The sequence below is a fragment of the Leptospira terpstrae serovar Hualin str. LT 11-33 = ATCC 700639 genome, assembly GCF_000332495.1.
GTDB classification, from domain to species: Bacteria; Spirochaetota; Leptospiria; order Leptospirales; family Leptospiraceae; genus Leptospira_A; species Leptospira_A terpstrae.
Genome location: NZ_AOGW02000004.1, coordinates 65,310 through 89,725, shown reverse-complemented (window position 1 = coordinate 89,725; position 24,416 = coordinate 65,310). Strand labels below are relative to the sequence as shown.

Below are 24,416 nucleotides of genomic sequence, written 5' to 3'. Positions count from 1 at the left end.
TAACTTTGTCTTTTTAAGCGAATTGGGAGATCACTACCTTTGTTTTTCCACCATGTAAAATATTTTTTTCTTATCCTACTCTTGGTTTTGCCTGGAATTTTGTTTTCGGAGTCTGCCATCCCACTGAGTTCCGAAATCGTTGGAAAACCCATCTGGCAGGAAGTAATGGTTTTGGAAGACAAAGACCAATCAATAAAAGAAGAAGGTATCACGAATGGATCTTTGGATTCAAAATTTCAAAAAATAACCTCTCCCAATTTAGGTTTTTCTAAATCTACGTTTTGGATTCGCATCCAAATTAAAAATCCTACTGCAAATTTAATCCGTTGGAATTTGGTTTTTGATTTCCCACTACTGGATGAAATCCAAATTTACGGAAATTCTCTGCCAAAAAATTTGATCCATACATTAGGGGACCGCCATCCTTTTTCCGAAAGAAATTTAGATTATAGAAATCCTGCATATCCCTTAGAAACTCCTGCTGGTGTTTCTGCGACATATTATTTAAGAGTTCAATCTGAATCCACTATTCCTTTAACGCTCGCTATATGGACTGAGCGTGAATTTTATGATCAGTTGAACAAAGAACAAATGATCTTTGGTTTATTTTACGGAATTTTATTTGTTATGGTAGCATATAACTTTTTTATCTATATCTTTACTTACGAAAAAAGTTACCTTTTTTATTTGTTTTTTATTAGTTCCATCTTTTTCTTTCATTTAATCAATAACGGTTTTGCCTTTCAGTATCTTTGGCCCAATTGGATTTTTTGGGCTAATTATTCGCTTCCATTCTTTATTTCTGTTTCTTGTATTACTGGAATTTCATTCACAAACAATTACCTTAGTTTAAAAAAACATTTGCCGAAGATATCCCGATTGATGTGGATTTGGGTGGGATTTTTGTTTATGTTCTCCGTGATCACATTTTTTTTAAGTTACCGGACAGCCATGGTGATCTCCATTTTACTAACGGTTCCTACAGCTCTTATTATGGTATTTAGTGGGACTTCTACATACCTTACCAATGTACGTCCTGCACGTTATTATTTGATTTCTTGGTCCTTTTTTCTTTTGGGTGTATTATTGTATTCTTTAAAGAGTTTGGGTTTTTTGCCAGACAACCAAATCACTCGTTGGACCATCCAAATTGGTACTGCCTTACAAACCATTTTGTTGTCTCTAGGACTTGCAGACAGAATCAACTTTCTCACACGAAGCCTTAGAGAACATATTAGAGAATTATCTCATGCTAAATTAAAAATCGAAGAGTCTGAAAAGAGGTTTAGAGAAATTTTCCAAGGTTCTGATGAAGTAATTTTGATGATGAATGAAAACTTCGAAGTGATCAATGCAAACCGTGCGTTATCGAAACATATGGGTTTTCGATTGGATGATCTAAGAGGAAAAAAAATCACCGAATTTTTATACACTGGCAGAGACAAAAAATCTGATTATAATGTAATGTATGTGAATGATAAACTCACTGATTTGAAAATGACTGGTTCCATCATTAATTTCAAAACAGAATTTGAACAAAAATATGTAAAAGAACCTAAAGAGATGTATTGTCGATTGCAATACATTGACTTCGATGAAACAAGAGAAATCCTTGCCACTATGTCTTCTCAATTTGAAGACACAATCATTCAACTCATAGAATCCGAAAAGATTGAACTTTCTATGAATAATTATTTAAGAAATGCTGAACTTGTATCTCAAAAAATTACCTCTCAACTTTCTAAGTATCTTTCCAATGTAGAACAAACGGAAGTGAGATCTTCTGTCCGTGAAATTATTATTAATGCGGTAGAACATGGAAATTTAAACATCAGTTTTGATGAAAAATCCAAGGCCCTTATCGAAGGGAATTATTTGGAGTTTTTACAAAAACGACAAGAGGATCCAAGATATAGTCAAAAGAGGGTAAAAATCGAATATTCTTTCACAAGAGAATTTGTGGCCTATCGAATCACTGATGAAGGTAGAGGGTTTGATCATAAGAAACATATGGAAAAATCGATTGAGGAAATGAATGAAGCTCACATTCAACATGGCCGAGGAATTCTTATGACTAAATCTGTATTTGATCGAATTGAATACAATGATCGTGGTAACCAGGTGAGCCTGATAAAGTATTTGAATAAGGACTAATTACGTAACCAGTCCAAAACCCACCACTCATTCCATTCTTTAGAATAAAGGAGTTTTCCTGGTAAATGGCTTTGTAATAATCCAAGAAACTGGTCTTTTTTGTCTGTGATGATTCCAGAAAAAATAATTCTAGGGGCTTCGATTTTTGCCAAGTGACGGATGTTTTGCGATAAAACTGCGTAAGTGATATTGGCAATGGCTAAATCATATTTTGTATTGGATAACTTAGGATTGTCAATTCCTGATTCTTCTACACTGAATTGAAATCCTTTTGGATATTCATTTTCAGTCCAATTGGACCAAGCGGCCTTCACTGCATTGGGATCAATATCCAAAGCAAAAATTTTGGAGACACCGAATTTCGCAAGTCCGATGGAAAGAATACCTGAACCTGTGCCCACATCGCAAGCTGATAAAAATGGGAATTTACCTCTATCATACAATTCATCCAAATGTTCTAATATCAGTTTGGTGGTTTCATGATGACCTGTTCCAAAAGCAACACCTGGATTGATAAAGAGTGGTATTCCGCCATTTGGTTTCCAAAGTTGGATAGTCTCCGGTTCATTTTTTTCCCAAGTAGGGATCACCCAAATTTTTTTCCCAATGGAGAATGGTTTGTAATATTCTTTATAAGCTTCTTCGTAATCACGAGTTTCAATATTGCGTGATTCCGTATTGGAATTGCTCGGTGCATGAATCTTTAAAAAAATAAGAATTTTTAGTTCTTTATCAATTTCATCAGTCTGTAAATAGATTCGAATGTTTGTATTGTCTCTGATGAGACCTTGGTCTTTTTCTTTGGGTGCTTCCCCATCAAAGAGAATTTCGTAATAACCTGCACATTGGAGTGTATCCAACAGTTCGTAAAAACTGTCAGATAATTCTTTAGGTAGATTGACTTTGAGTTCTCTGTATTCCAATCTTAACCTATTTCGTCCGTATAATCCATAACCAAGTACATTAAAGTTTCTTGGTCTGTTGGATTGGAATACTCATGCGAAACATCAGCTTTAAAAAATACAGAATCTTTTGGTTCAAGTTCTACAACTTTTTCACCAACGCGTAACCGCAGTTTGCCGGAAACAACAACCAGATTTTCTGTGGTTCCTGTTTTGTGGGGTTCGGCAACTTCATGTCCACCTGGTTTTAGTATCAGTTCATAGAATTCCGTTTTGCGGTTTCCAAGAAAAGGGAAAAGGGCGCGACTGGCAAAGACTTTGGAATTGGAGTAAAGAACTTTGGAGTTTTCTACTTTGAGGATATGGATTCCATCTTGGTTTTTTTCTTTGAGCAGTTCTGAAAAGGGAACATTGAGTCCGTTTGCAATTTTCCACAAAACGGAGATCGTGGGAACGGACTTCCCTTGTTCAATTTGCGATAACATCGCTCGGCTCACACCACATCGGTTTGCGAGTTTGTCCAAAGAAAAACCTTTCGTATGACGGATGAGTTTCAGATTCTCTTTGACGACATCTGTTATATAATCGCCAGATTCTGAAATTAATTGGTCTATTCCGTCAGTCGGTTGCTCTACTTTACTTACCATTGTCCAAGCGTCCAATATAACAGAGGTACTGTCAACAAACTAACGTTTCGACCTTTCTTTTTTCTCTTCAATGACAAAGACCGGAGGGAGTTTTAGGCCAGGGGGAAACTTTTTGTGTATTTCTTTGGCCAAACCACGATAGCTCGTTTCGCTTGCCATCGAGATTCCGAGGGCGAGGTAGATTTGGCGGTCTCCCGGTAGGATTTTTGCTAAGGTTTCTAGGCAGTGTTTGGCCCGGTATGCTGTCTCATAGAAGGCGATGGTTATGCCGAGTCCTATGTATTGTTTGAGTGTCCTCTCCCTTTCTTTTTCTTCTCTGGGTAAAAATCCCAAAAAAAGAAAGGGAGAAGTGGCAAACCCAGAACTTGTGAGTGCTGCAATGAGGGCAGTGGGGCCAGGTGCAGATCTCACTTCGATACCCATTTCCCAAGCCAAGGGAACAAGCCATTTGCCGGGATCTTCCAGGCCAGGGCTTCCTGAATCTGATATCAGACAGGTCCGTTTGGTGGTCGCTAGTTTCATAGCGATTTCATCCATATCTTTACGGGAGGAATGTTCATTCAAAAGATCAAAGGGTTTTGTGATTCCTAACTTTTTTAAAAATGTAGAAGTAGTTCTTTGTTCTTCGCCCAAGATCCAGTCCGCTTCCTCTAACAAGGTTTTGGTGCGTGGTGGGATATCGGCATCGTTTCCAATTGAATTGGATACTAAATAAAGTCGGTTCATCTTGGTACTGGTTGGTAAGTAAAGTAGGGTTGGATAAAAATTCCTTTTGCAGAACAGGCAGAGGCAAATTCTGGATTGTCTCTGTTAATGGCAACAGCCATTTGTGTTGCCCGACAAAGCATAGGATAATCATTAAAAGAATCTCCAAACGCAAGGTCTGGATAAACTCCGATTCTTTCTTCGATGGCTTTGACTTTCCCTTCTCCATAAGTATACGGTTCAATCAATCGGTGAGTAAACTTCCCATCTCCACCTAACTCCTGTCTCATTCCAATGACCTTGGATTCCTCAACGGGAAATAGGTGGGCAATGGCAGCAATTCCCGGCTCTGGAGATGCGGTCACAATGTACACAGTCCAATCATGATGGTTTAAGTAGGCAATTAAGTCTTTCATTTCTACTTGGGGAAACACACCGGAATCTCTATCAAGTATATTGACTCTCTCCCAAGCACGACGGGAAACTTCGTAGTATTCCTCTTTGTTCATACCTTGGAAAATAAAACTCGTCCAACGGTATCCTCTTTCAATTCCGTATTCTTTTAGCTGGTAGGAATACTCTTCCCAAATCAGACGTTCTTTTTCTGTTGTTTGAATTGCGGTATGGTCTTTCCAAAGCTCTTTATCGCGAAAAAAATCGGATAAATCTTTTGGCACAAACTTTAGTCCCTCATGAAGGAGTTCTTCCATGATTTTTTCACCAAAGTCGTTGCGAATGAGAGTGTTATCAAAATCAAAACAAACAATGCCTGGTTTTTCTGGTATGATGGTAGTCAGACGGTCGTAAATTTGATCCGTCCAACTGTTCTTTGTCAGGTTAGTCACTAATACTTAGTCTGCAAATCCGACTATGCTTGTGGCAACTCCTTCTTCGTAGGGAGTGAGAAAGTTTTCAGGATTTAAATACACATTATGAAATCGGACTTCGAAATGAACATGAGGTCCTGTCGACTTTCCAGTGTTTCCAGAAAAAGCAATGATTTGCCCTTTTCTTACCACATCTCCTGGCTTTACGAGTAACTCTTGGTTGTGTCCGTAAACGGTATGGAAGTGGTTCATGTCGTGGTGGTAAATTTTGACCGCAAGACCATAGTCACCACCTCGGCCCGCTTCTTCCACTACGCCATCAGCTGCGGCAAGAACGATGGAATTTTTAGGAATAGCGATGTCGAGACCTGTGTGCCAGGTGTTCCAGCGCCTTCCAATCCGGGAAGAAATTCTAGATTTATGATTCGGTAGTACTGGCCAAATGAATTGGTCAATGGGTGACTCGACAGTTTCGCGAAAGAGTTCCTTTTCTTGGAGCCCTCGCATGTATTCTGCAGAATAAGGAAAGAAAATGGAGCGTTTCAAACGGCCAAGATCGGATTCTTTCAGTTGGTTGATCTCCATCACCTCTTGGGCTAGGATTCCAAACTCAGAAGCCTTCTCAAGAAGGCTTTTTTTCTCGGCATTTAGGTCTACCCAAAGACCCCACTGTTCATTGTAACGTTGGAAGACATGGTTGTCCAAAAAAACAGGACCATTTTTTTGCTTCTGGTAGGCCGCAAAGGCGGAGTAGGTCACTACAAACAGGATTAGGACTAGAATGATATAGTAACTTCGGTTTCGCTTCATCTCATTTCGCCTCAAAAACTCTGGTGCAATGCCAAATTCTCACGGGACCTCGTCCGGTCAAGGGGAACGATCGGGGAATCTGCCCCATTCATGGCATTTATGTGACATAACACTGAGAATGGTTTTCAGGTCATCCGTTTTTCTTTTGGTAAAATCATTAGAGAACAGGGTTTAGTGGGAAGAGAGAAGACCTACTAGAAGGATTCTAGTAGGTCCATGGGATTTGCTTAGGCAAATTCGTCGTAATTTCGGTTTAGACTACTTGCGTTTTTTGGCCATTCGTGCGGTAGAGGTAGATTCCGGCGACGAGTAGGCAAACAATTCCTATCGCATAGTAAGCCCAACCTACATCAAAGTAAGCGATCACTAGAAAACCAAAGAGAAGTCGCCCGATTTCCATCGCACCCGCCCAGGACTTTCCTTCAATGAGGGCATTGATTGCTAATAGAGAAAATGTCACCCAAAGTGTCACGAGGACTTGGGAAATGAGAGAGAACTTTGCCACAAATAGGAGGAAGGAAAAAGACAAAAGGAGAACCAAAACAAACCAAGTGGTAGTATACGTTCTCACTTCTGGTTGGGGTTTGGGATCATACTTATGGAAGGTCTCTGGACGCACTTCCGGGATGGGTAAAAATCCAGCTGGTTTGGAACCTTCTCTAGGATACCATCCGGGTGGTTTAAAAAAGACCCGAATTTTATCTAAGAAATAGGGAGCATTCGCGGCCTGTTTCAAAAGTTCCCAATAATAATGGAAATTGGCATACACAGGATTGAAACTACGGAGGGGTTTGACTGTTCCATAAACACAAGGTTCTGTTTCTTCTCGGAAAGTTCCAAACATCCGGTCAAAGAGGATAAAGATTCCGCCATGGTTTTTATCAATGTAGATAGGATTGATCGCATGGTGTACTCTGTGGTGGGAGGGAGTAGATAATATGTATTCTCCAATCTTTCCAATTTTCCCTACCGCTTTGGTATGCACCCAAAATTGGTAGACCAGGTTGATTTGTCCACTGGCCAGATACATCCAAGGATGAAATCCCACTAGAGCCAAAGGAACATAGAAGATCCAAGTCACAATTCCTCCGAGTCCGGTTTGTCTCAGAGCCACTACCAAATTGTATTCTTCACTGTGGTGGTGGATGACATGTCCTGCCCAAAGGATATTCACTTCATGGGCAAGTCGATGTGACCAGTAGTAACAAAAGTCTTGGCCCACGATGCAAAGGATCCAAGCCCAAGGGTTTGTCATCGCAAATTCAAAAAATCGAAAGTGTTCGTAAATATAGAAATAAGCAAAGAGTCCAATTCCCTTCTGGAAGAGGCCCCAAATTTGCGAAATGATTCCCGTACTTAGGTCGGCAATGGAATCGTTTAGCCTGTAGAGGGCTTTATTTTTACGGTAACCAATGTAGACTTCGATTCCAATGAGAAGGAAGAATACAGGGATGGCATAGGTGACAATGGGCGGAGGTGTAAAATTCTCGAACATGGCGGAATAAATTTGACATCATTTTGACAAATAGTCAAGTAAATGTTGACCCAAAGTCAGAAATTGTTCTCGGTTCAATTCTTCTGGTCTGGCCGTAGGGGGAACCCCCGCCGATTGGATGGCCTTGCCCAAAGCTTCCCGAAATTCTGGATCCTCTGAAAAGGGAGATTCTCTGAGGCTTACTTGGATTTGTTTTCGTTTTCCCCAAAATAGTGTACGTAACATCCGAGACCAAAGCTCCACTTCCATGTCGGTTTTCAGTTTCCACCGGTTTGGAGTTTCCTTTTTGGGACTCAGCAAGATGAGAGCGGAATGGATTTTGGGGATGGGAAAAAAACAGTTTTTATGGACGGTTTTTAAATACTTCACTTCACAAAAAGCAGAGAGAAAGACAGATAAGGAGGAAGTTTCTTTTACAAGTCTTTCGGCAAATTCCTTTTGCACCATAAAAATTCCCCCTTGGAAATTTCTACAATGAATGACTAAGGTGTTAATGATTTCTGTAGTTAGGTGGTAAGGCAAATTTCCATATACAAATACATTTTCATTATAGATATGGAATAAATTTTCTAAGGCATCTCCTTCCAAGAGAACGGCCTTTGGAAACTTTGGTAAAATTTCTTCTTTCGTCAGTTCGATGTAGGCATTATCGATTTCGAAAAGATAGGTCTTTTTGTCTAAACTAAGGACGGGGTAGGTTAAGGTACCAAGACCAATCCCAATTTCTGCAAGGACAATAGATTTATCAATTAACAAAGGTTCTGTGGAATTTACGATAAAGTTGACTATGTTTTGGTCGATAAGGAAGTTTTGGCCAAATTTCTTCTGAGCTCGAATCCCTTTGGCTTCAAAGAAGGTTTGTATGTTGGAGATAGTCGCGTAAGGGGATTTCAAAAGTTTCCTCAACGAGTATCATTTTCCAGGCAGTAGAAATCCCAAGTAGTTTTTGGTATTGGATCCATTCTTTCGCTTCCTTTTTTTTCCAAGGGGGAAAGTCCAAAAGAAGGATTCCCTTCCATCGGGAGTTGATTCTGGACTTGTCTGCCTGTTTTGACCGTTGTAAAAACCATTCTACCTCATTAGGATTCCCATCAAATCGAATGATGGAAAATAGTGGATTCATACCCGCACCTAAAATCTCTGTTTCTTTGGATTTTATGGGAAGTTTGAATTTTGAAATCCAATTTAGAGAATTTTTTGTCCCATGCCAATAAACATCTGTTATTTGGTATTTTTTCATTGAGGCTAATATTCCTTTAAGACAGGATTCCGATTCAAAGGAAATTGATTTTGGTGGGGGAAGGCCTGGTGTGAGCTCAGTCATTCCTTTCGAATCACAAGATCCGAATAAATACAGATGATCGCCGTGCCAAATAGATAGATTTCTTTTTCGGACTTTGGTTTGTAAAAAAGGAAAGCTAGGCATTGGGAAACAATAGGAAACAATCAAAAAGAAAGTTGGTAGAATGTAGAGAGGAAATTTTATATAGGGAAATTTCAACAAACGAAGTTTTGGATAAAAGGTGAAAAGAATGGTTATTAGAATTGAAACTATGAAAAATTCTACCGGAGTGCTGACCCAAGTTTTATAACCCCGACCCATATTTCCTAATTCATGAAATAATTTTAGAAAAATAGACAATTCAAAAGAAGCGGGAAGCCAAATCCACGAGGAGAGTGTGGTCATTAAAAACTTTGGAACAAGGGATTGGAGAAAGAAACTAAGGTAGAGAGTGGGAAGAAGGATTCCTGCCATAGGAACCAAAAGAAAATTGATCCAAATTCCGCCAAAAGAAAAAGAACGGAAGTAATAAACTAAAACCGGGAAACTGCAGATAGAACAAGCAAGTGTTAAGTGGAAGTTTTCTTTTATAAAAGATTTTGATTTGGGAAGAAGGATTTGGTCAAAACTTGGTTTTAGAAAAAAAATACCATACACTGCTCCAAAAGATAATAAAAATCCGATGCTTAAAAAATCATAGAAGAGAAAAAAAGCAATACAACCCGAAGAGATTGCAAGTAAATCAGAAGGCCCAATCTTTCTATAAAATAGAGAGGCTACGAGGGATAAAAAAACAAAGAGATAGGCTCGTAAAAAAGAAACTGGAAAGTCTAGTGCGACCAAGTAGAGAAAACCAACACCTAACGAAAGTAAAAGTGAAATCCATTTCCTTTTTCGAAAACAGAGGTTCCCAAAACATTGTAAGGAACCAATAAAAATTCCTAAATGGAGACCCGAGGCTGCAAATAGATGCAGGATTCCTGATTCCTTAGCTATGTCTTTGAAATTTCCAGGAATTTCTTTTGTGGATCCCGTGACAAAACCCATAACAATTCTAGATTCAAATTTTGTGAGCGGCGAATGTTTCAATTGAGTTTCTAAGTAAGAACGAAAGAGGGGATGGATGGTTTTCTTGCGAGGGCCCGAATGAACATTGGCAAATAATAAAAATAGAATCGATGCCGAAAGAGAGAAATAGAGCCTTTTATCGATGTTACGCGGTATGGTTTTGGGAAGGAAGGAATAGAGAATCAGTAAAAGGAGTGAGAATAAAATAAGAATCGAGTGAAACCCGGGAACTTTGAGTCCCAGTTTTAGAAGGAAGGCAGTTCCGCAAATTCCCAAACAGAACCAACTGAAGTCAGCTCTAGGGAGAAGAAAGATCTCCTGTTTCATACAGGATTAGGTAGAAAATCGTGAACTTTGGTTCTTTAGAAATTAAAAAGGATAGATCCCTAAGATTTTTCGGATATCCTCGATTTTTTTCTGTGCCACTGCTTTTGCCTTTTCTTTACCTTCTTTTAGAACTTGGTGCACATAATCTATGTTTTGTGTCAGTTCTTCTCTTTTGGCCCGGTAAGGTGCAAAATGACCTAGGATGGAATCCAAAAGATCTTTTTTTAAATCTCCGTATCCAGACCCACCTTTTTTGTATTTTTCGATTTGTGCGGACTTTTCATCAGCAGATAAAAATAACGAATGGATTTGGAAGATAACAGATGTTTCTGGGTCTTTTGGTTCTTCTACTGCCCGAGAATCACTCACAATAGACATTACTTTTTTTTTGATCTCTTTTTCCGTTCCAAAGAAGTCAATTGTGTTCTTGTAAGATTTGGACATCTTAGCCCCGTCCACTCCAGGAACTGTGGCTGTGTTTTCATCGATATCTGGTTCTGGAATGGTAAGAGCCGGTCCAAATTGAGCATTGAATCTTTCGGCAATGTCTCGTGCAAATTCCAAATGTTGTTTTTGGTCTTTTCCAACGGGGACTTTTTCTGCTGAAAAAAGTAGGATGTCACTGGCCATAAGCACAGGATAAGTAAAAAGTCCAGCCCCAGGAACAAATCCTTTGGCAACTTTGTCTTTAAAGGAATGAGCCAGTTGTAATTGAGATACAGTGATGGATTGTGATAAATACCAAGTGAGCTCTGTAACTTCGGGAACATCACTTTGAACCCAAAAAACGGATTTTTTGGGATCTACACCTAGCGCTAATAAGTCGATCGCGCATTCTATAGTAAAATCTTTTAATTCTTCTTTAGATCGAAAGGTGGTGAGAGCATGTAGGTTTGCAATGAACAGAAACAAGTCTTCTGTAGATTGGTAGTCCAAGATTTTTTTGATCGCAGAAAAGTAATTACCTAAGTGGAGTTTACCTGAGGGTTGTAAACCAGTAAGGACTCTCATGATTCTCCTTCTGTATCTGAAAGATCAATAGGATCTGAAGTATTTTGATTTTCGGAGGATTCAGAATTTTCACTATTACTTCCTGTTTCTTTATGAAAGGTAGAATAGGTGAGTCTTTCGTATTCTTTGTTTAATTTGATCAGTTCTTGTTCGATTTTACGGTGTGCCGTAAGTTTAGACGTGGTAGCTGGATCTTTAAAAATGACTGCGTAGTTATAAAGGTATCTTGTGAATTGAATGAAAACATCCTCTACCTTCATTCCATTGATTCTTTCTTTAGCGACTACAGATTTATCAAAATGAGGGATGAATCTTTGGGCAATTTTTACTTCTTCAATGACTTTGTCTTTGGTCGATGCAATTTTATCATTGGTTTTTCCTTTGGATTCGGTGACTTGAGCCATCAAATGGTTTTCCACAATGATATTGAGTTTACCCGCAAAACTTCCAAAAAATTCAGAAGCCTCTTGTAGGGCTTGGACAATTGTTCCCGCGATTTGGTCATTGGCCGCATTACCCGTGCTATAGTCCATTCCATACTGTTGAAAACTGTATTGGAAACTTGGAAATTTTTTATTGAAATTGTCTATGGTTCGAACTAAAGAATTGAGTTGGTCAATTTCATTTCGAAAAAGGCCTGGCTGGATAAGGAGGAGTTCTTGGTTTTGGTTTTTGTCACCAAGACGCACATAACCTTCAATAAGGTTGATGTATACAGTTTGTAAATCACGAAGTAATAAATAAACTAGTCGATGAGGTTGAGATTTATAACTATTTTTAACAGTTTGGCTTTTTGCTGACTCTGGCATGTGGTGAGCCATAAAATCATCTACAACAACATTCAAAAAATCAAAACTAATCTTTCCTTTGTCATCTATAGAGAAATACCTAGACCGAAGATTTTGCAGCTCTTCTTTTTTGAAGGATCTGGTGTTTATATCGTCAGAAAGTTTTGCGACAGTGATCTCCACTTCCTTTTGGATTTCCCGCGCTGCTTGGAATTTATGTTCTTGGATGGCAGGAACACGTAAGTCTGCAACAATCTCTGGCCAAGTGAACATTTTTTTCTTTGCCACAATATAAAATGCGGTAATGGCTTCGGATAACTTGGGTTTTGTGTTTTCTAAATTGAGTGCGTAATTCACACCTTCCATGATTTTACTCAGTTTTGGAGTGAGTTTTTCATCCATCTTCACGATGTCAGGAAGATTCGAAAGGATGATGTCATTTGCATCGTTTCTTTGGAGAAAACGTACATAAAACATTTGCATCTTTAAGGAACGTTCCAAAAAGATATCAGCAGAAATTTTATCTAAAATCAATGCATCTAATGATGCAAAGGCATTATAAAATTTATTAAAGTTATTGATGATATTGTAAACAAGGGGAGTCCAAATCCTCCAACCTTGCTGTTCTGAAACACGTAAAGCTTGGATGGTAGGAATGAGTACATCTTCCTTCATTCCACGAAAAAGTTTTTCCACATTATTGGAAATGGTTGGGTTTCTACCGAAAAGGCCAATGTCTATGGTTCCCGTGTCTTTACCAAATTTACTGATAGAATTATTTACGCTTCCAGCACCACCACCAAAAAGACCCGCAAGAAGACCACCACCTTGCCTTGGTTCGATGACTCTTTTTTTTGCCGGGTTTTGTTTTTGTTTGGCACTATCAACAGTAACCAGATCACTCGATCGTTTTGGTTTTGGATCCGGTGCGGAGGTCACATACGGCTTTGGATTTTCCCTTCGAAATTGTTCTCTCTCTGGCAAACCACGGTCTCGGCCATCTTCTTTTTTTGGTTTGTTTTTTGATTCGTAGTCTTCATCCACTTTTCGGATCAGATCAATCCGGATAAATACATCGTTCGATTTTAAAATGGCCTCATCAATCAGTTGTTGGTGTTCCGGCGTACGAGTTTTACGATACAAATCGGCAAATACGCGGTGTGCTTCTGTACGAGAGACCGGGGTCACAAATTACTCCTTTTGGTTGAGAGGGTTCTCAACAATTTGTGAGCTTGTGGGTGGTTGGAAGTTGAATAGTCCAGTTCCGAGACCAATATTAGTAGCGATTCCTGAGAAAGCCACTTCAGTAATTTCTTCGTCGGAACGTTTCATTTTGAGTACACGAGGGAGGTCGTTATCGGAAACAACCAAGATAATTTCATTATATCGTTTCGTATTAGAAGTAAGACGAAAAGTTTTGCCACTTACTGACACATTTTCATAGCCAGAGAGTAGACCGCCAAGTCCGCCAGAAACACCTTTTAGGTCCTGTTTGCCGGCAATCGATGAGTCAGGATTGTAAAACCACAGAATCCTTCCATTAGAAGAAATGATTCTACCATCGCTGAAACGTACATGGAGTTGGTTGGGACTTTTGAAAGAAACGACTCCAGTGAGTCCACCGTTGATGGTGACTGAGGCTCGAAAACTTTCGAGAGAATACATTTTGCCGATGACGGCATTCAGACGATCTCTTCCTTCCTCTGCCCAAAGGTAACCCGTTTGGACAAAGAAAAGAACAACAATCGAAAATTTTGGAAGGAAATTCCTCAAAGGACGAATGTTCGTATTGGGAATTAACCCAATACTTTTTTGAACTCAGAAGTAAGTGCAGGCACTACTTCAAATAGGTCAGCTACCACACCGTAAGTTGCTACTTTGAAAATAGGAGCATCTCCATCTTTGTTGATGGCAACGATGTATTTGGAAGATCCCATACCTGCTAAGTGTTGGATGGCTCCGGAGATACCACAAGCAATGTAACAGTTAGGGGAGACAGTTTTACCTGTTTGTCCTACTTGGTGAGAGTGAGAAATCCATCCTGCATCTACAGTGGCACGGGAAGCACCAAGTGCTGCACCGAGTGTGTCTGCGAGGTCTTGGATGATAGGCCAGTTTTCAGGTCCTTTGATTCCGCGTCCGCCAGATACAATGATAGAAGCATCAGCAAGTTGCACTTTGTTTCCACCAGAAAGATCTTTAGAAAGTGACTTAGTTCTTACTTCGCCAGCGGAAGCTCCAGATTTTTCTACAGCACCCGCTCCGTCTTTTGGAGTTACTTCTTGGGAGTTTGCACGTACTGTAAAGATTTGGATGTCAGAAGTTACTTTGAAATTTGCATACGCTTTTCCAGAGTAAATCGGTTTCTTTGCTACTACTTTTCCACCGTCAACAGAAAGACCCACTGCATCAGCAACAATACCAGCGTTTGCTTTGATCGCTACTCTTGCAGAGTATTCTTTTCCTTGTGCAGAGTGTGGGATTAGAACTACTGCTGGTTTTTTCTCTTGGATGATTGCAAAAATTCCATTTGCATATCCTTCAGGAGAAAATTCACCAAGGTTTGCACCGATGACTGTATCAGCACCAACCGCTTTCAAATCACCGGCAAACGCATCTACGTTGTCAGTAATGATTACTGTATGAACTTTACCACCAATGGAGTCCGCGATTTTGCGACCTGCAGAAGTTAGTTCTTTTGAGATTTTTTTAAGTTCGCCGTTTTTTAATTCACCAACTACTAAAACATCAGCCATGTTCGTCTCCTTAGATGACCTTCGCTTCTTCGCGAAGAGCTTTTACAAGTTGAGATGCAAAACCTTGTGCATCTGCCGCTTCCAGTTTTCGACCAGCGATACGTGGAGGAGGTGGTTCAAGAGATACTACTTCGAGTTTAGATCCTGTTGCTCCGAGTTCTTCCGGTTTTTTTACATCTACCGGTTTTTTCTTCGCAGACATGATCCCTTTTAAACTTGGGTATCTTGGTTCATTCAAACCTTTTTGAGCAGTCACTGCTAGAGGAGCTGTAGTTTCTACAACTTCAGTTCCACCTTCGATTTCTCGAGTTGCAGTTACTTTGTTTCCGTCAAACTCAAGTTTGAGGGCCATAGCTACGTGAGGAACATTTAATCTCTCAGCAATTTGAACAACAACTTGTGAGCTGTCAGTGTCGATTGATTGACGACCACCGATGACTACATCTGCGTTTTCTGCTTTAATGAGATTCGCAAGAAGTTCGGAAGTGTATGTAGAATCAAAAGTTACATAGTCATCCACTTTTACATGAACGGCTCTGTCTACACCCATAGCGTAGGCAGTACGAAGTGCCTCTACTGCACGGTCTGGACCGAGGGACACTGCGATGACTTCTCCACCGCTTTTTTCACGAATTCTGATTCCCTCTTCGATTGCAAATTCATCATAAGGAGAGATGATCCATTTTACGCCAGCTTCGTTGATCGATTTGTCACCGACCTTGATATTGGTTTCCGTATCCGGAACCTGCTTTACTAGAACAACAATTTTCATTCCTTAACCCCGTTATCGTGGATTACCTAAGACCAGAAAACGGGAGCGAAGTCATAAGGGAAGTAAATTATTCTCTCCAGAACGTGTATTTACTCCAATTGTAGGCCCAAATGATCCAAACGATGACGACAACGACGTTTGCATCAGTCTTGAGGTAAAAGGTAAATCCCAAGGTCAGTGGGAGGAGGAGAAAGAGGGCAAAACTGATGAGTAGAACCAAGTGGTGAGTGGATTTCCAGTCTTTGGTGGCCGCTTGGATTTGTAGGAGGATATTTTGTTCGGGATTTGGCACTAATTTTCGAAATCGGAAAGCGTAGAGGAGGACAAAAGTGAAAAGTGCAAGCGCATGGATGATGAGTAACCACATAAACCCACCCTAATTTTTAAGGAAGTAGGGAGAAGAAAAAAAAGATCTGGGGTAAAAACATCGGTAGGTAGGAAAGTTCGCAGAGGGACTTAAATCCGTAGCCTTTTTCCCTTTGCAAACTACAAACCCCAAGCCAGAGATAAGTTAGCCCCATCCCCAACAGAAATTCACCTGAGTGGTTTTGAAAAATCCCAATGCATAGTAGAAATGAAATCCCCAGTCCCCAAAGGCAAAGCACAGCCATTTGTATCGTTTTTGGTTTCCCAAATTGAATTAAGGTAAAGGTTCCTTGTGATTGGTCAAATTCGCGGTCAGTATTGTAGGTAAGAAGGACATTGGCAAAAACATGGAGAAAAAAAATACAAACCATTGGGTCAAAACCGCCAAACAAAGGAAAGGGGAGAAGCAATCCCCATGTGTAAAATCCTGCTACCAAAATTTCTTTGGGAACTGGGGAACGTTTGGTCACAGTTAAAACCAAAAACAAAACAAAGGAAAGTAAAACGGGAAGGTGGTTCCAAAGAAAAACGAACTCAAAAGAAAGACCAGTGATTAGGGAAACTAACGATGAGAACCCAAACAAACTAACAATGACCAAACGCTTTTGTAAATAAAATGCGGCTCGTTCCGAGAGAGGTTCTTTTTCTCGGAAGGCGTCCCATAAATGATCAGCCAAATAGAGGGCCCAAACAGAACTTAAATAAAAGAAAAACAAAGTAGGCCGGATTTTTTCGTTCGAATACAGGGAAAAAAAAGAAAGGTTTGCAGAAAGGGAGAAGAGAACATCCAAAGCAAGGAAGGATATTAGTTTTCCGATAGGTAACAAAAACCCTTTTTGGAACATCATTCATTGAAACTGTAAGGTTTCAAAATTGGCAAAAAGAAAATTCCCTTGCCAATAAATCTTTCCATGATCAAATGCCTGCCTATGTTCCATTCCCTTGTTAAGGCCATTCGATCTGTCTACTGTATCCGAGACCAGTTTCCCCGCTATATGTCGGAACTTTTATTCCAAGAAGAACAAATGGGCGCATTATTTGCCGTTCGGTTTCGGTATGTGATTGGAGTGGCTCTTTTGGCGAGTGCCATAGCCAATTTGAGTAATATCGATTCGGTTTTTGGTTACTTAACCAACTTTGTTGCGATCACCTTTTACTTTATCAATACTTTTGTCCATTCTCAAATTTTAAAAAAAAGTAAAGGACATTGGAAAACAAAATATGATTACATTAGTTTGTTTATCGATAACCTTCTCATCTCCATTACTATTTTTAATTGGTATATTTTGAAAGGACAAGGAAATCCCAACTTCCTCGTTAAAACTCCCTTAGTTGTCTTTTATCTACTTCCATTGTCACTTTGTTTGTTCCAATATCGATTTTCTCTCGTAAACTTTTCCTTTGTTTGTTTTCTGATTAGTTATTATGGTTTCATCTTGTTTACGTTAGTTGATTCTCATTCCGTGATTGGATATGATTGGCACCAGTATGTTTTAGGAAATGAAATCATTCTGTCCGATGCACTTGTATCAAAACCTGCAGTTTATCTTATTTTAGTTTTTGCTATCTCTTATGCTATTTTTCGTAGCCTAAGAATGTTACTTAAATTTGCTTCCGCAGAATCTCAAAAAATCACATTATCACGTTATTTTTCCCCGGATTTAGTAGCTGAAATTGTTTCGGAACCTGAAGTGATTGCCAAGGGTAAAAGACAGAAGGTAACAGTTCTCTTTAGTGATATCCGCGGGTTTACTCAATTTTCGGAACCAATGGATCCAGAAGAACTTTCTATTTTCTTAACAGAATTTCGTCGTCGTATGGTGCGAGCGATATTTCAATACAAGGGAAGTTTAGACAAATTCATTGGGGATGCCGTGATGGCAACTTTTGGAACACCTTCAGCTTCGGAAACTGAAGGAGAAGATTCAAAAAATGCAGTTCTTGCCGCAAAGTCTATGTTAAACGAATTGGACCAATGGAATCAAGAACGAGTCGCAGAAGGTTTAAAAGAAATTAAAATTGGAATTGGGATCCATACTGGAGAAGTGTTTTGCGGAAGTATAGGTTCGGAAGATAGGATGGAATACACGGTGATTGGTGATACCGTCAACACAGCCTCTCGAATTGAATCCGCTTGCAAAGACCTAGGAGTTTCATTTTTGATTTCCGAAGCAGTTTGGATGGAAACAGGTTCGCCGGTCGGTTGGGATAAAAAAGAGTCTGTGACACTACCTGGAAGAGAACAAAAGATTAATCTTTATGCACCAAACATGGCTTAAGATGCCATGTTGATTTTGTAAATGGCTTCGTGTAATGCCGGATTTAATTCTGGGTCTATGATATAAATCACTCTGGTGGTTCCCGCTTGTAATGCAAGGTCCATAATAGCCTTTCTACGGTCAATTTTGATACTATGCAAATCGAAGTCAGCAATTTTGAATTTGTTTCCCTTTTGGAAAACAGGATTGATGCTACAAATTCTTTGGAGTTTTGGGCGTGTTTGGTAACGACCAACATCGAGAACAATACAAACATCGAAATGGGCACGTCTTTCTGAATCCACAGAAGCTGTAATGACAAAGTCACCAAAGTTGACGATGTTTTCATTGTTCGTGAGAGAACTGCCAACATAGTCTAACAGATGCCTGATGTTTTTGTTACTATAAGAAAAAAACGAATCATTTAAAATCATTTTTAATGCAGTGGATGATTTGAATGCAGGTCTCCAAGGTTGATTGGAAGTGAGTGATGCATATTCACTTGCAAGGGAAAGTATGGCAATGTCTTCTTCGAAACTAGAGGATGTGACATTGTTTTCTTGTAAATGGAGTTGGAGTTCGATATCTTGAGTGATCCTTTCCTTACCCACTTCTTTATTGTATTTATCACGAACAGACATTAGTTTTGTAAAGAGTGATCTTGGATCTGGAAAGTTGTTGTTCACTCCATTCCCTCGATAAGGTCTGTGATGGTTTAAAATAAGTGTGCGTACATGAGAATCAATTTCTGGTGCGGGTAGGGTCATCAAATAACTGATGATAGGGTGTTGTTGGACAACAGCATACTCTTCTTTTGTGAGTTTTGGATTGTTTTTGATGTCGAGTCTTGAGTATCCGACATCAGCCAAATAACTAGCCATCATAAGACTCAGGTGGTCTTTTTTATTCGACTCTTCTTTTCCTTCGTTGACAATCTTTCTTGTTCGAACTTTCATCCCCATGGCAACGACAGTGCGTTTGGTCATAAGCTCTGATTCTACAGAAACACCGGCCACACCTAGAATTTCTAAAATATTAAAGATACCAAGTTCGAAATCGGGATTACTTGTGAAGTCGGTGAGTAGTTCGTTCACTGAGTTCTGAACAAAAACAGCCTGGTCAGACGAGAAAGAAGTTTTGCGGAGGTCTTCTATCAGAGCCTGTGACTGTTTGGCGAAACGAGCGGTTTTTTCCTGATCAAATAATTTAGTCGTGCGACCTGGCTCTAAAAATGCCTTATCATTCCCATTGGTTTTGGTTTTCTTTAATTCTGAAATAAGAAAGTATAACCCTTGCATTTCGAATTTAAGGAGTTTACCAAAATCCGCTTCTGTAGGGTTCCTTTTTTTATGGATTAGGATTTGTCCGTCTTTATTGTAGAGATCAAGTGGAATGTTTTTATTTTTGCGGAAACTATTTAGGGACTCTTCAGTTAACTCAAATTTGGCGAGCTTTTCTCTGGGTACTATGTTTGTATCGTTAGTGCTCATTGTAATTTCGATTGATTTGACGAAAGATATTTCATTTGTTATGGTGATGTTTGTATAGAATGATAAAAATGTAAATCGATTCCCGTATTTGATTATTACTTTTTATTACATAGGTATTTCCTCATAGGATAATCACTAGTTGTAAGTAGTTATTCTGTTGGTGGATGTAGTTTTTGTTTTATCTTATTGTAAGTTGTGTCACTTCATATGTCTAAAATAACTTTCGTTAGTGTATAATTAAAACTTCTTTCTACAAGGAATTTCTAAGATATGAAAAATTGTTCGTTTTTGTAGCGAATTCAATATTTGGGTCGCAATCTGCCATGGTTTTTTCGTTTACAGGCTCAGGAAAAGTACGGAAAAATTATCGCATGAGTACGTTATCGACAAAAAAATCATCACTAGATTTATTCAATCCAACAGAAGACCATTTGGCACTAAGAGAATCCGTGGCATCATTTGCAGAACGAGAAATGGATGAACAAGCAAAGGAAAATGATGAAAAAGAAACATTCAATACGATGCTTTTCAAACGGCTCGGTTCGGAACTTGGAATTTTTGGAATCACTGTTCCTGAGGCCGATGGAGGTCATGGACTGGATCCACTTGCCTCTGTCATCATCCACGAAGAAATGTCAAGATTTGATCCTGGGTTTACTCTTTCTTACTTAGCTCACGAAGTTTTATTTGTGAATAATTTTTTCTATAGTTCTAACCCTTCGCAGCGGGCTCGTTATTTAAGTAAGGTAATTACTGGGGAATGGATTGGCGGTATGGGAATGACGGAACCTGGTGCGGGAACCGATGTTCTTGGAATGACAACTCATGCAGTGAAGAAGGGAGATCGTTATATCATCAACGGTGTCAAACAATACATTACCAACGGATCCATCGGACAAGTTTTTGTTCTTTATACTAAGTTAGAAAAAAATGGAAAAAAGATGACCTCCTTTGTAATCGAGTCGTCTTACAAAGGTTTTTCGGTAGGAAAAAAAGAAGAAAAAATGGGGATGCGTTCTTCACCCACTACTCAACTTGTTTTCGAAGATATGGAAGTTCCAGAAGAGAATTTGCTCGGCGTAGAGAATGGTGCTGTCACTCATATGATGCGCAATTTAGAAATTGAAAGGGTAACACTTGCGGCTCAATCACTTGGAATTGCTCGTCGTTGTATCGATATCATGTGTGATTATACCATTCGTCATAGAGAAGCCTTTGGTAAAAAACTGATGGAGTTTGGTCAAATCCAAAGGATGGTTGCTGAGTCTTATGCTGATTACCAAGCGGCACGAGCTCTCGTTTATCATGTGGCAAGTGAACTTGGACCCGATGTACGTAACTCACTTGGTGCAGCATCCGCAAAACTTGTGGCAACTCAAATGGCGGAACGTGTTTCAAGGAATGCCATTCAGGTTTTAGGTGGGTATGGGTATTGCCGGGAATATCCTGTGGAACGTTTGCATAGAGATGCCATTTTACTTAGCATTGGTGGTGGAACAAACGAAGCGATGCAAAAGAACATTGCCAGTGATTTAAAAAAACTTTGGTCGGAATGAAGGGTTCTTTTTAAATTTTATCCATCCTCGTTAGAAAGCCTGTCTACAGGAGGATGGATACGATTTGGGATGTGGTGGTTGTCGGATCAGGACTTGGCGCTCTCAGTGCCGCTCTATCATTTTCTGAAAAAGGCAAACGAGTTTTGATTTTAGAAAAAGGCACCTCTCCTGGTGGATGTGCTTCTAGTTTCCAAAAGAATGGCTTTGTATTTGAATCAGGGGCAACAACTCTTGTTGGTTTTGAACCGGGCCTTCCTTTAGATAAACTTTGCAAAGAATTTCAAATCCAATTCCCAGTTTTCCCTTTGGACCGTTCTCTTGTGGTTCATATGGATGGCAAAACGATCGAAAGATACAAAGACCGTTCGCAGTGGATTATGGAAGTGAAACGTGTATTTGGCGGAGGGTTCCGAATGGAATTGTTTTGGAAACTTTGTTATTTCCTATCGGATTCGCTTTGGAGTTTATCTGCAAGATACAAATTTTTTCCCTTCCAAAATCTTTCTGATCTAGGAAAAACAATTTTACAGTTTCAATTTCGTGATTTGATTCCTTTTGTATTTTCCTTTGTGTCCGTACGTTTTGTCCTGCAAGTTTTCAGACTTATTCAAAACAAAGAGTGGATTCGGTTCTTAGACGAACAACTTCTCATTACCAACCAAACTACCACAAAAACTGCCCCCTTTGTGATGGCGGCCGCTGGACTCACTTATCCACAATTACAAAATTATGTGGTAGAAGGGGGAATGGTCTCGCTTTCACATTCTCTACTTAAGAAAATAGAAACAAAGGGAGGAAGGATTCTTTACAAACAAAATGTTATTCAAATTAATAAAGTGGCAGAGTCAGAAGGAGGAAAAAAAAATCTTTGGGAAATCCAAACCAAAAATAGAGAACAGTTTCGTTTTTTGGGTAAAGTGGTGGTCTCGAATCTTCCCGTTTGGAATCTCACTGAAATCACGGAAGACCTACCTAAACTAAAAACCAAAGTCAAAAAAATGGAAAAAGGAATTTGGGGTGCCTTTACTTTGGGTATCGCTATCCAAACAGATCCTTCGGAGGAATCTATCCGATCGGAATGTTTACATCATCAAATCCATCTGAAGAAAACATTACCTTATGGTGGTGGAAATTCCATTTTCCTTTCTCTATCTCATCCCGAAGATCCCATTCGTTCGCCAAACGGTATTCGGATCCTATCGCTTTCAACTCATATCGAAAATCCAGAGTTATGGGTTCGTGATGGATCGTATCAGAAAAAAAAGAAAGAATTAGAATCCATCCTTTTACAAACTTTGGAGGAGGAGTTTTTTTGGTTTCAAAAAGACAAGATTCAGTTCCAACATTCTGCAACGCCTGTTACATGGCAAACTTGGACTGGTCGGAAATGGGGAAGAGTGGGCGGGATCCCCAGTTCCTATTTTTTTAATCCTTTCCGAATGATCAGTAACCGTTCGGAAGATCCAGACTTTCTTCTCACGGGAGATACTGTCTATCCTGGCCAGGGAATTCCTGCGGTGGTTCTCGGTGGGCTTCATGTGGTAGAACAATTCTTTGCAAGAAAGAGAGGTTGATTTTGGAAACCAGTCTTAGAGCCTGGGCGAAACGATGATTCGCCTTCCTAAGATTTTGATCCAAGTGCCCGGAACTTCCGCCAACTTGGGACCTGGTTTTGACCTTATGGGTCTTGCTCTTGATCTTCGTAATGAATTTGAATTTAGTTTTTCCAAAGAAATTACCAAATCAATCACAGAACTCAAAAACGGTAAACCATTACCGTTTTCAGAAAAAGAAGATTTGGTTTATCAGTCTTATTTATCCTATTTTAAAAAGTTTTTACCGAATACAACTCCACCACCTTACCACTGTAAGATGAGTTTGTCTTTGCCTTTAAAAGGTGGGCTTGGGTCTAGTGCTTCGGCGATTGTAGCAGGGCTTTCTTTGGCAAGAGAAGTGCACAAACGTTTAGAACCGGCAACTCTACCAACAGAACCAGACTTCACACAGTATTTGGCAGAATTTGAAGGCCATCCTGACAATACGTTACCTGCCTATTTGGGTGGCTTTGTTTTCGCCTATTCTACGTTTGGTGAGCGTTTGCGTTATTTTCGTAAAAAGTTTCCTTCTTCTGTGGCTATTTTTGTTCTCACACCGGAGTTTCATGTGTCCACTGAGGAATCAAGGAAAGCACTTCCGAAAACCTATGCCACAGCCGATGTAATTTTTAATTTGTCACGCATTGGGGCGTGGATGCATTTTTTAGACAAACGTAAGTTTGGTGACTTACTCGTAGGATTGGAAGATAAAATGCACACTCCCTACCGTATTCCCAAGTCTTCTCCCTTATTTCCTTTGGCTGAAACATTTACGGAAAGTGGGATTGGTTATTGTTTGTCTGGTTCTGGACCAAGTTTACTTGTGTTTTTAGAACGAAAATCAGTCAAAAGCAAACAGGCTGATTTAGAAGAAAAAATATCGCAGATAATGGGTATAGCAAAGATTGCGTATTCTTTCAAACGTGTTAAACCGGATGGACTTGGGGTTCGCATCCAAACAAAATAATTTAGTCTTCTTCTGATCCTTCTTCTTTTCCGAATCCATAAACATCACCGCGAAACCTTGCCTTTCTGTTGATCCCCGGTTGGATTTTTCCGACTTCAAAGGTAAATTTCATTCGTTCTTTTCCAGACCTATTGAAGTAAAAAGAAGAGGTGAGAGAAACTTCAATATAGTTTACCATCCGCTCTTTTGCAATTTTATCAGAGATACGAAATTCTGCCGGATGTCCTATGATTTCATAGGATTCAAAACTTTCTTTGGATTCCATCTTTCCATAATGTTCCATACGTGGTGGTTTGTAGAAAGTGGGTCCGTTTTTTAAAACCGTAATCGTATAGTCTTCGCTATCACGACTTTTTTTGAATTGGAAGATCAGGTGGTCTTCTGAGATCGCATTACAACGAGTAGCAAGTTGCCCGGTTTTACAGCCAATTTGGAAGGTAGCAAACCGGCTAAGTTCGTCCACAACCAGATCGTATTTGTCTCCGGTTTGGACGGGGATAAAGCGGTCTGACTCTTTTCTAGAAATTACTGGGTGGATGAACTGGTTGTACACAACAAGTCCTAGTCCCAAAACGGAAATGGTCAAAACTCCGCTAAGAACTAGGAGGAAGCTGTCAAGAATGGCAATGCTAAGGAACAA

22 protein-coding genes are annotated in these 24,416 nt (G+C 39.6%); 5 read left to right on the top strand and 17 right to left on the bottom strand.

Translation table 11 applies throughout. The features are described from left to right. Positions 1 to 39: 39 nt before the first annotated feature. Positions 40 to 2,154, top strand: coding sequence for a 7TM diverse intracellular signaling domain-containing protein (locus LEP1GSC203_RS01835; RefSeq protein ID WP_002972065.1), 2,115 nt, complete (start codon positions 40 to 42; stop codon positions 2,152 to 2,154). Here LEP1GSC203_RS01835 and LEP1GSC203_RS01830 read toward each other — a convergent pair. The 15 genes from LEP1GSC203_RS01830 to LEP1GSC203_RS01760 all read right to left on the bottom strand — a co-directional run bounded on the left by LEP1GSC203_RS01830 (position 2,151) and on the right by LEP1GSC203_RS01760 (position 16,758). Next, complete coding sequence (locus tag LEP1GSC203_RS01830; protein ID WP_002971964.1) at positions 2,151 to 3,077, bottom strand: 50S ribosomal protein L11 methyltransferase; 927 nt, start codon at positions 3,075 to 3,077, stop codon at positions 2,151 to 2,153. The two genes, LEP1GSC203_RS01835 and LEP1GSC203_RS01830, sit on opposite strands and share 4 nt — an antisense overlap. Positions 3,078 to 3,079: 2 nt before the next feature. Next, a complete protein-coding gene (locus LEP1GSC203_RS01825) occupies positions 3,080 to 3,703 on the bottom strand; it encodes a helix-turn-helix domain-containing protein (protein WP_002972047.1) in 624 nt (207 codons plus the stop codon). A 39-nt stretch (positions 3,704 to 3,742) separates the two neighbouring features. Beyond that, positions 3,743 to 4,429: a 16S rRNA (cytidine(1402)-2'-O)-methyltransferase gene (rsmI, locus tag LEP1GSC203_RS01820; RefSeq protein ID WP_002972078.1), complete on the bottom strand. Its 687-nt coding sequence runs from the start codon at positions 4,427 to 4,429 to the stop codon at positions 3,743 to 3,745. Next, positions 4,426 to 5,253 (bottom strand): HAD family hydrolase, encoded by an 828-nt coding sequence (locus LEP1GSC203_RS01815; RefSeq protein WP_002971998.1) that lies wholly within the window; start codon positions 5,251 to 5,253, stop codon positions 4,426 to 4,428. Before LEP1GSC203_RS01815 ends, rsmI begins: the two co-directional genes overlap by 4 nt. Positions 5,254 to 5,259: 6 nt before the next feature. Next, positions 5,260 to 6,045, bottom strand: coding sequence for a M23 family metallopeptidase (locus tag LEP1GSC203_RS01810; protein ID WP_002971971.1), 786 nt, complete (start codon positions 6,043 to 6,045; stop codon positions 5,260 to 5,262). Positions 6,046 to 6,298: 253 nt separating this feature from the next. Then, positions 6,299 to 7,540 carry a sterol desaturase family protein gene (locus LEP1GSC203_RS01805; RefSeq protein WP_002972058.1) on the bottom strand — a complete coding sequence of 414 codons (1,242 nt, stop codon included), beginning with the start codon at positions 7,538 to 7,540 and terminating at the stop codon, positions 6,299 to 6,301. Between the two features lie 18 nt (positions 7,541 to 7,558). Next, positions 7,559 to 8,434 (bottom strand): 16S rRNA (adenine(1518)-N(6)/adenine(1519)-N(6))-dimethyltransferase RsmA, encoded by an 876-nt coding sequence (rsmA, locus tag LEP1GSC203_RS01800; protein ID WP_002971963.1) that lies wholly within the window; start codon positions 8,432 to 8,434, stop codon positions 7,559 to 7,561. Further along, positions 8,388 to 10,217, bottom strand: a complete 1,830-nt coding sequence (locus tag LEP1GSC203_RS01795; RefSeq protein WP_039936937.1) for a ComEC/Rec2 family competence protein — start codon at positions 10,215 to 10,217, stop codon at positions 8,388 to 8,390. The genes rsmA and LEP1GSC203_RS01795 overlap by 47 nt, the downstream gene beginning before the upstream one ends. A gap of 42 nt (positions 10,218 to 10,259) precedes the next feature. Further along, positions 10,260 to 11,228 carry a tryptophan--tRNA ligase gene (gene trpS, locus LEP1GSC203_RS01790; protein ID WP_002972007.1) on the bottom strand — a complete coding sequence of 323 codons (969 nt, stop codon included), beginning with the start codon at positions 11,226 to 11,228 and terminating at the stop codon, positions 10,260 to 10,262. After that, on the bottom strand, positions 11,225 to 13,204 hold the full coding sequence (locus LEP1GSC203_RS01785; RefSeq protein ID WP_002972079.1) for a hypothetical protein: 1,980 nt from the start codon (positions 13,202 to 13,204) through the stop codon (positions 11,225 to 11,227). The genes trpS and LEP1GSC203_RS01785 overlap by 4 nt, the downstream gene beginning before the upstream one ends. Before the next feature lie 3 nt (positions 13,205 to 13,207). Then, a complete protein-coding gene (locus LEP1GSC203_RS01780; protein ID WP_002971983.1) occupies positions 13,208 to 13,789 on the bottom strand; it encodes a LolA family protein in 582 nt (193 codons plus the stop codon). 23 nt (positions 13,790 to 13,812) lie between these two features. Then, positions 13,813 to 14,772: an electron transfer flavoprotein subunit alpha/FixB family protein gene (locus LEP1GSC203_RS01775; protein ID WP_002972057.1), complete on the bottom strand. Its 960-nt coding sequence runs from the start codon at positions 14,770 to 14,772 to the stop codon at positions 13,813 to 13,815. Positions 14,773 to 14,782: 10 nt separating this feature from the next. Continuing rightward, the gene (locus LEP1GSC203_RS01770; protein ID WP_002971965.1) at positions 14,783 to 15,544 is read right to left on the bottom strand and encodes an electron transfer flavoprotein subunit beta/FixA family protein; all 762 of its coding nucleotides are present in this window, start codon (positions 15,542 to 15,544) and stop codon (positions 14,783 to 14,785) included. A 67-nt stretch (positions 15,545 to 15,611) separates the two neighbouring features. Further along, positions 15,612 to 15,911, bottom strand: a complete 300-nt coding sequence (locus tag LEP1GSC203_RS01765; protein WP_002972082.1) for an LIC10362 family protein — start codon at positions 15,909 to 15,911, stop codon at positions 15,612 to 15,614. Between the two features lie 16 nt (positions 15,912 to 15,927). Then, positions 15,928 to 16,758 (bottom strand): hypothetical protein, encoded by an 831-nt coding sequence (locus tag LEP1GSC203_RS01760; RefSeq protein WP_232225728.1) that lies wholly within the window; start codon positions 16,756 to 16,758, stop codon positions 15,928 to 15,930. An 81-nt stretch (positions 16,759 to 16,839) separates the two neighbouring features. Here LEP1GSC203_RS01760 and LEP1GSC203_RS01755 point away from each other — a divergent pair, with 81 nt between their 5' ends. Further along, positions 16,840 to 18,189, top strand: coding sequence for an adenylate/guanylate cyclase domain-containing protein (locus LEP1GSC203_RS01755; RefSeq protein WP_002972032.1), 1,350 nt, complete (start codon positions 16,840 to 16,842; stop codon positions 18,187 to 18,189). On the opposite strand, the gene LEP1GSC203_RS01750 is transcribed toward LEP1GSC203_RS01755, so the two are convergent. Then, on the bottom strand, positions 18,186 to 19,658 hold the full coding sequence (locus LEP1GSC203_RS01750) for an HD-GYP domain-containing protein (protein ID WP_002972010.1): 1,473 nt from the start codon (positions 19,656 to 19,658) through the stop codon (positions 18,186 to 18,188). The genes LEP1GSC203_RS01755 and LEP1GSC203_RS01750 overlap by 4 nt on opposite strands. A 371-nt stretch (positions 19,659 to 20,029) precedes the next feature. Here LEP1GSC203_RS01750 and LEP1GSC203_RS01745 point away from each other — a divergent pair, with 371 nt between their 5' ends. From LEP1GSC203_RS01745 to thrB, 3 genes are read left to right on the top strand one after another with little or no spacing between them, the layout of a single operon-like run. Further along, positions 20,030 to 21,214, top strand: a complete 1,185-nt coding sequence (locus LEP1GSC203_RS01745; RefSeq protein ID WP_002971953.1) for an acyl-CoA dehydrogenase family protein — start codon at positions 20,030 to 20,032, stop codon at positions 21,212 to 21,214. A gap of 53 nt (positions 21,215 to 21,267) precedes the next feature. Beyond that, positions 21,268 to 22,788 carry a phytoene desaturase family protein gene (locus LEP1GSC203_RS01740; protein WP_002972074.1) on the top strand — a complete coding sequence of 507 codons (1,521 nt, stop codon included), beginning with the start codon at positions 21,268 to 21,270 and terminating at the stop codon, positions 22,786 to 22,788. Positions 22,789 to 22,822: 34 nt separating this feature from the next. Beyond that, positions 22,823 to 23,776 carry a homoserine kinase gene (gene thrB, locus LEP1GSC203_RS01735; protein ID WP_002971949.1) on the top strand — a complete coding sequence of 318 codons (954 nt, stop codon included), beginning with the start codon at positions 22,823 to 22,825 and terminating at the stop codon, positions 23,774 to 23,776. A gap of 1 nt (position 23,777) precedes the next feature. Here thrB and LEP1GSC203_RS01730 read toward each other — a convergent pair whose 3' ends face one another. After that, the gene (locus LEP1GSC203_RS01730) at positions 23,778 to 24,416 is read right to left on the bottom strand and encodes a hypothetical protein (protein WP_002972080.1); all 639 of its coding nucleotides are present in this window, start codon (positions 24,414 to 24,416) and stop codon (positions 23,778 to 23,780) included.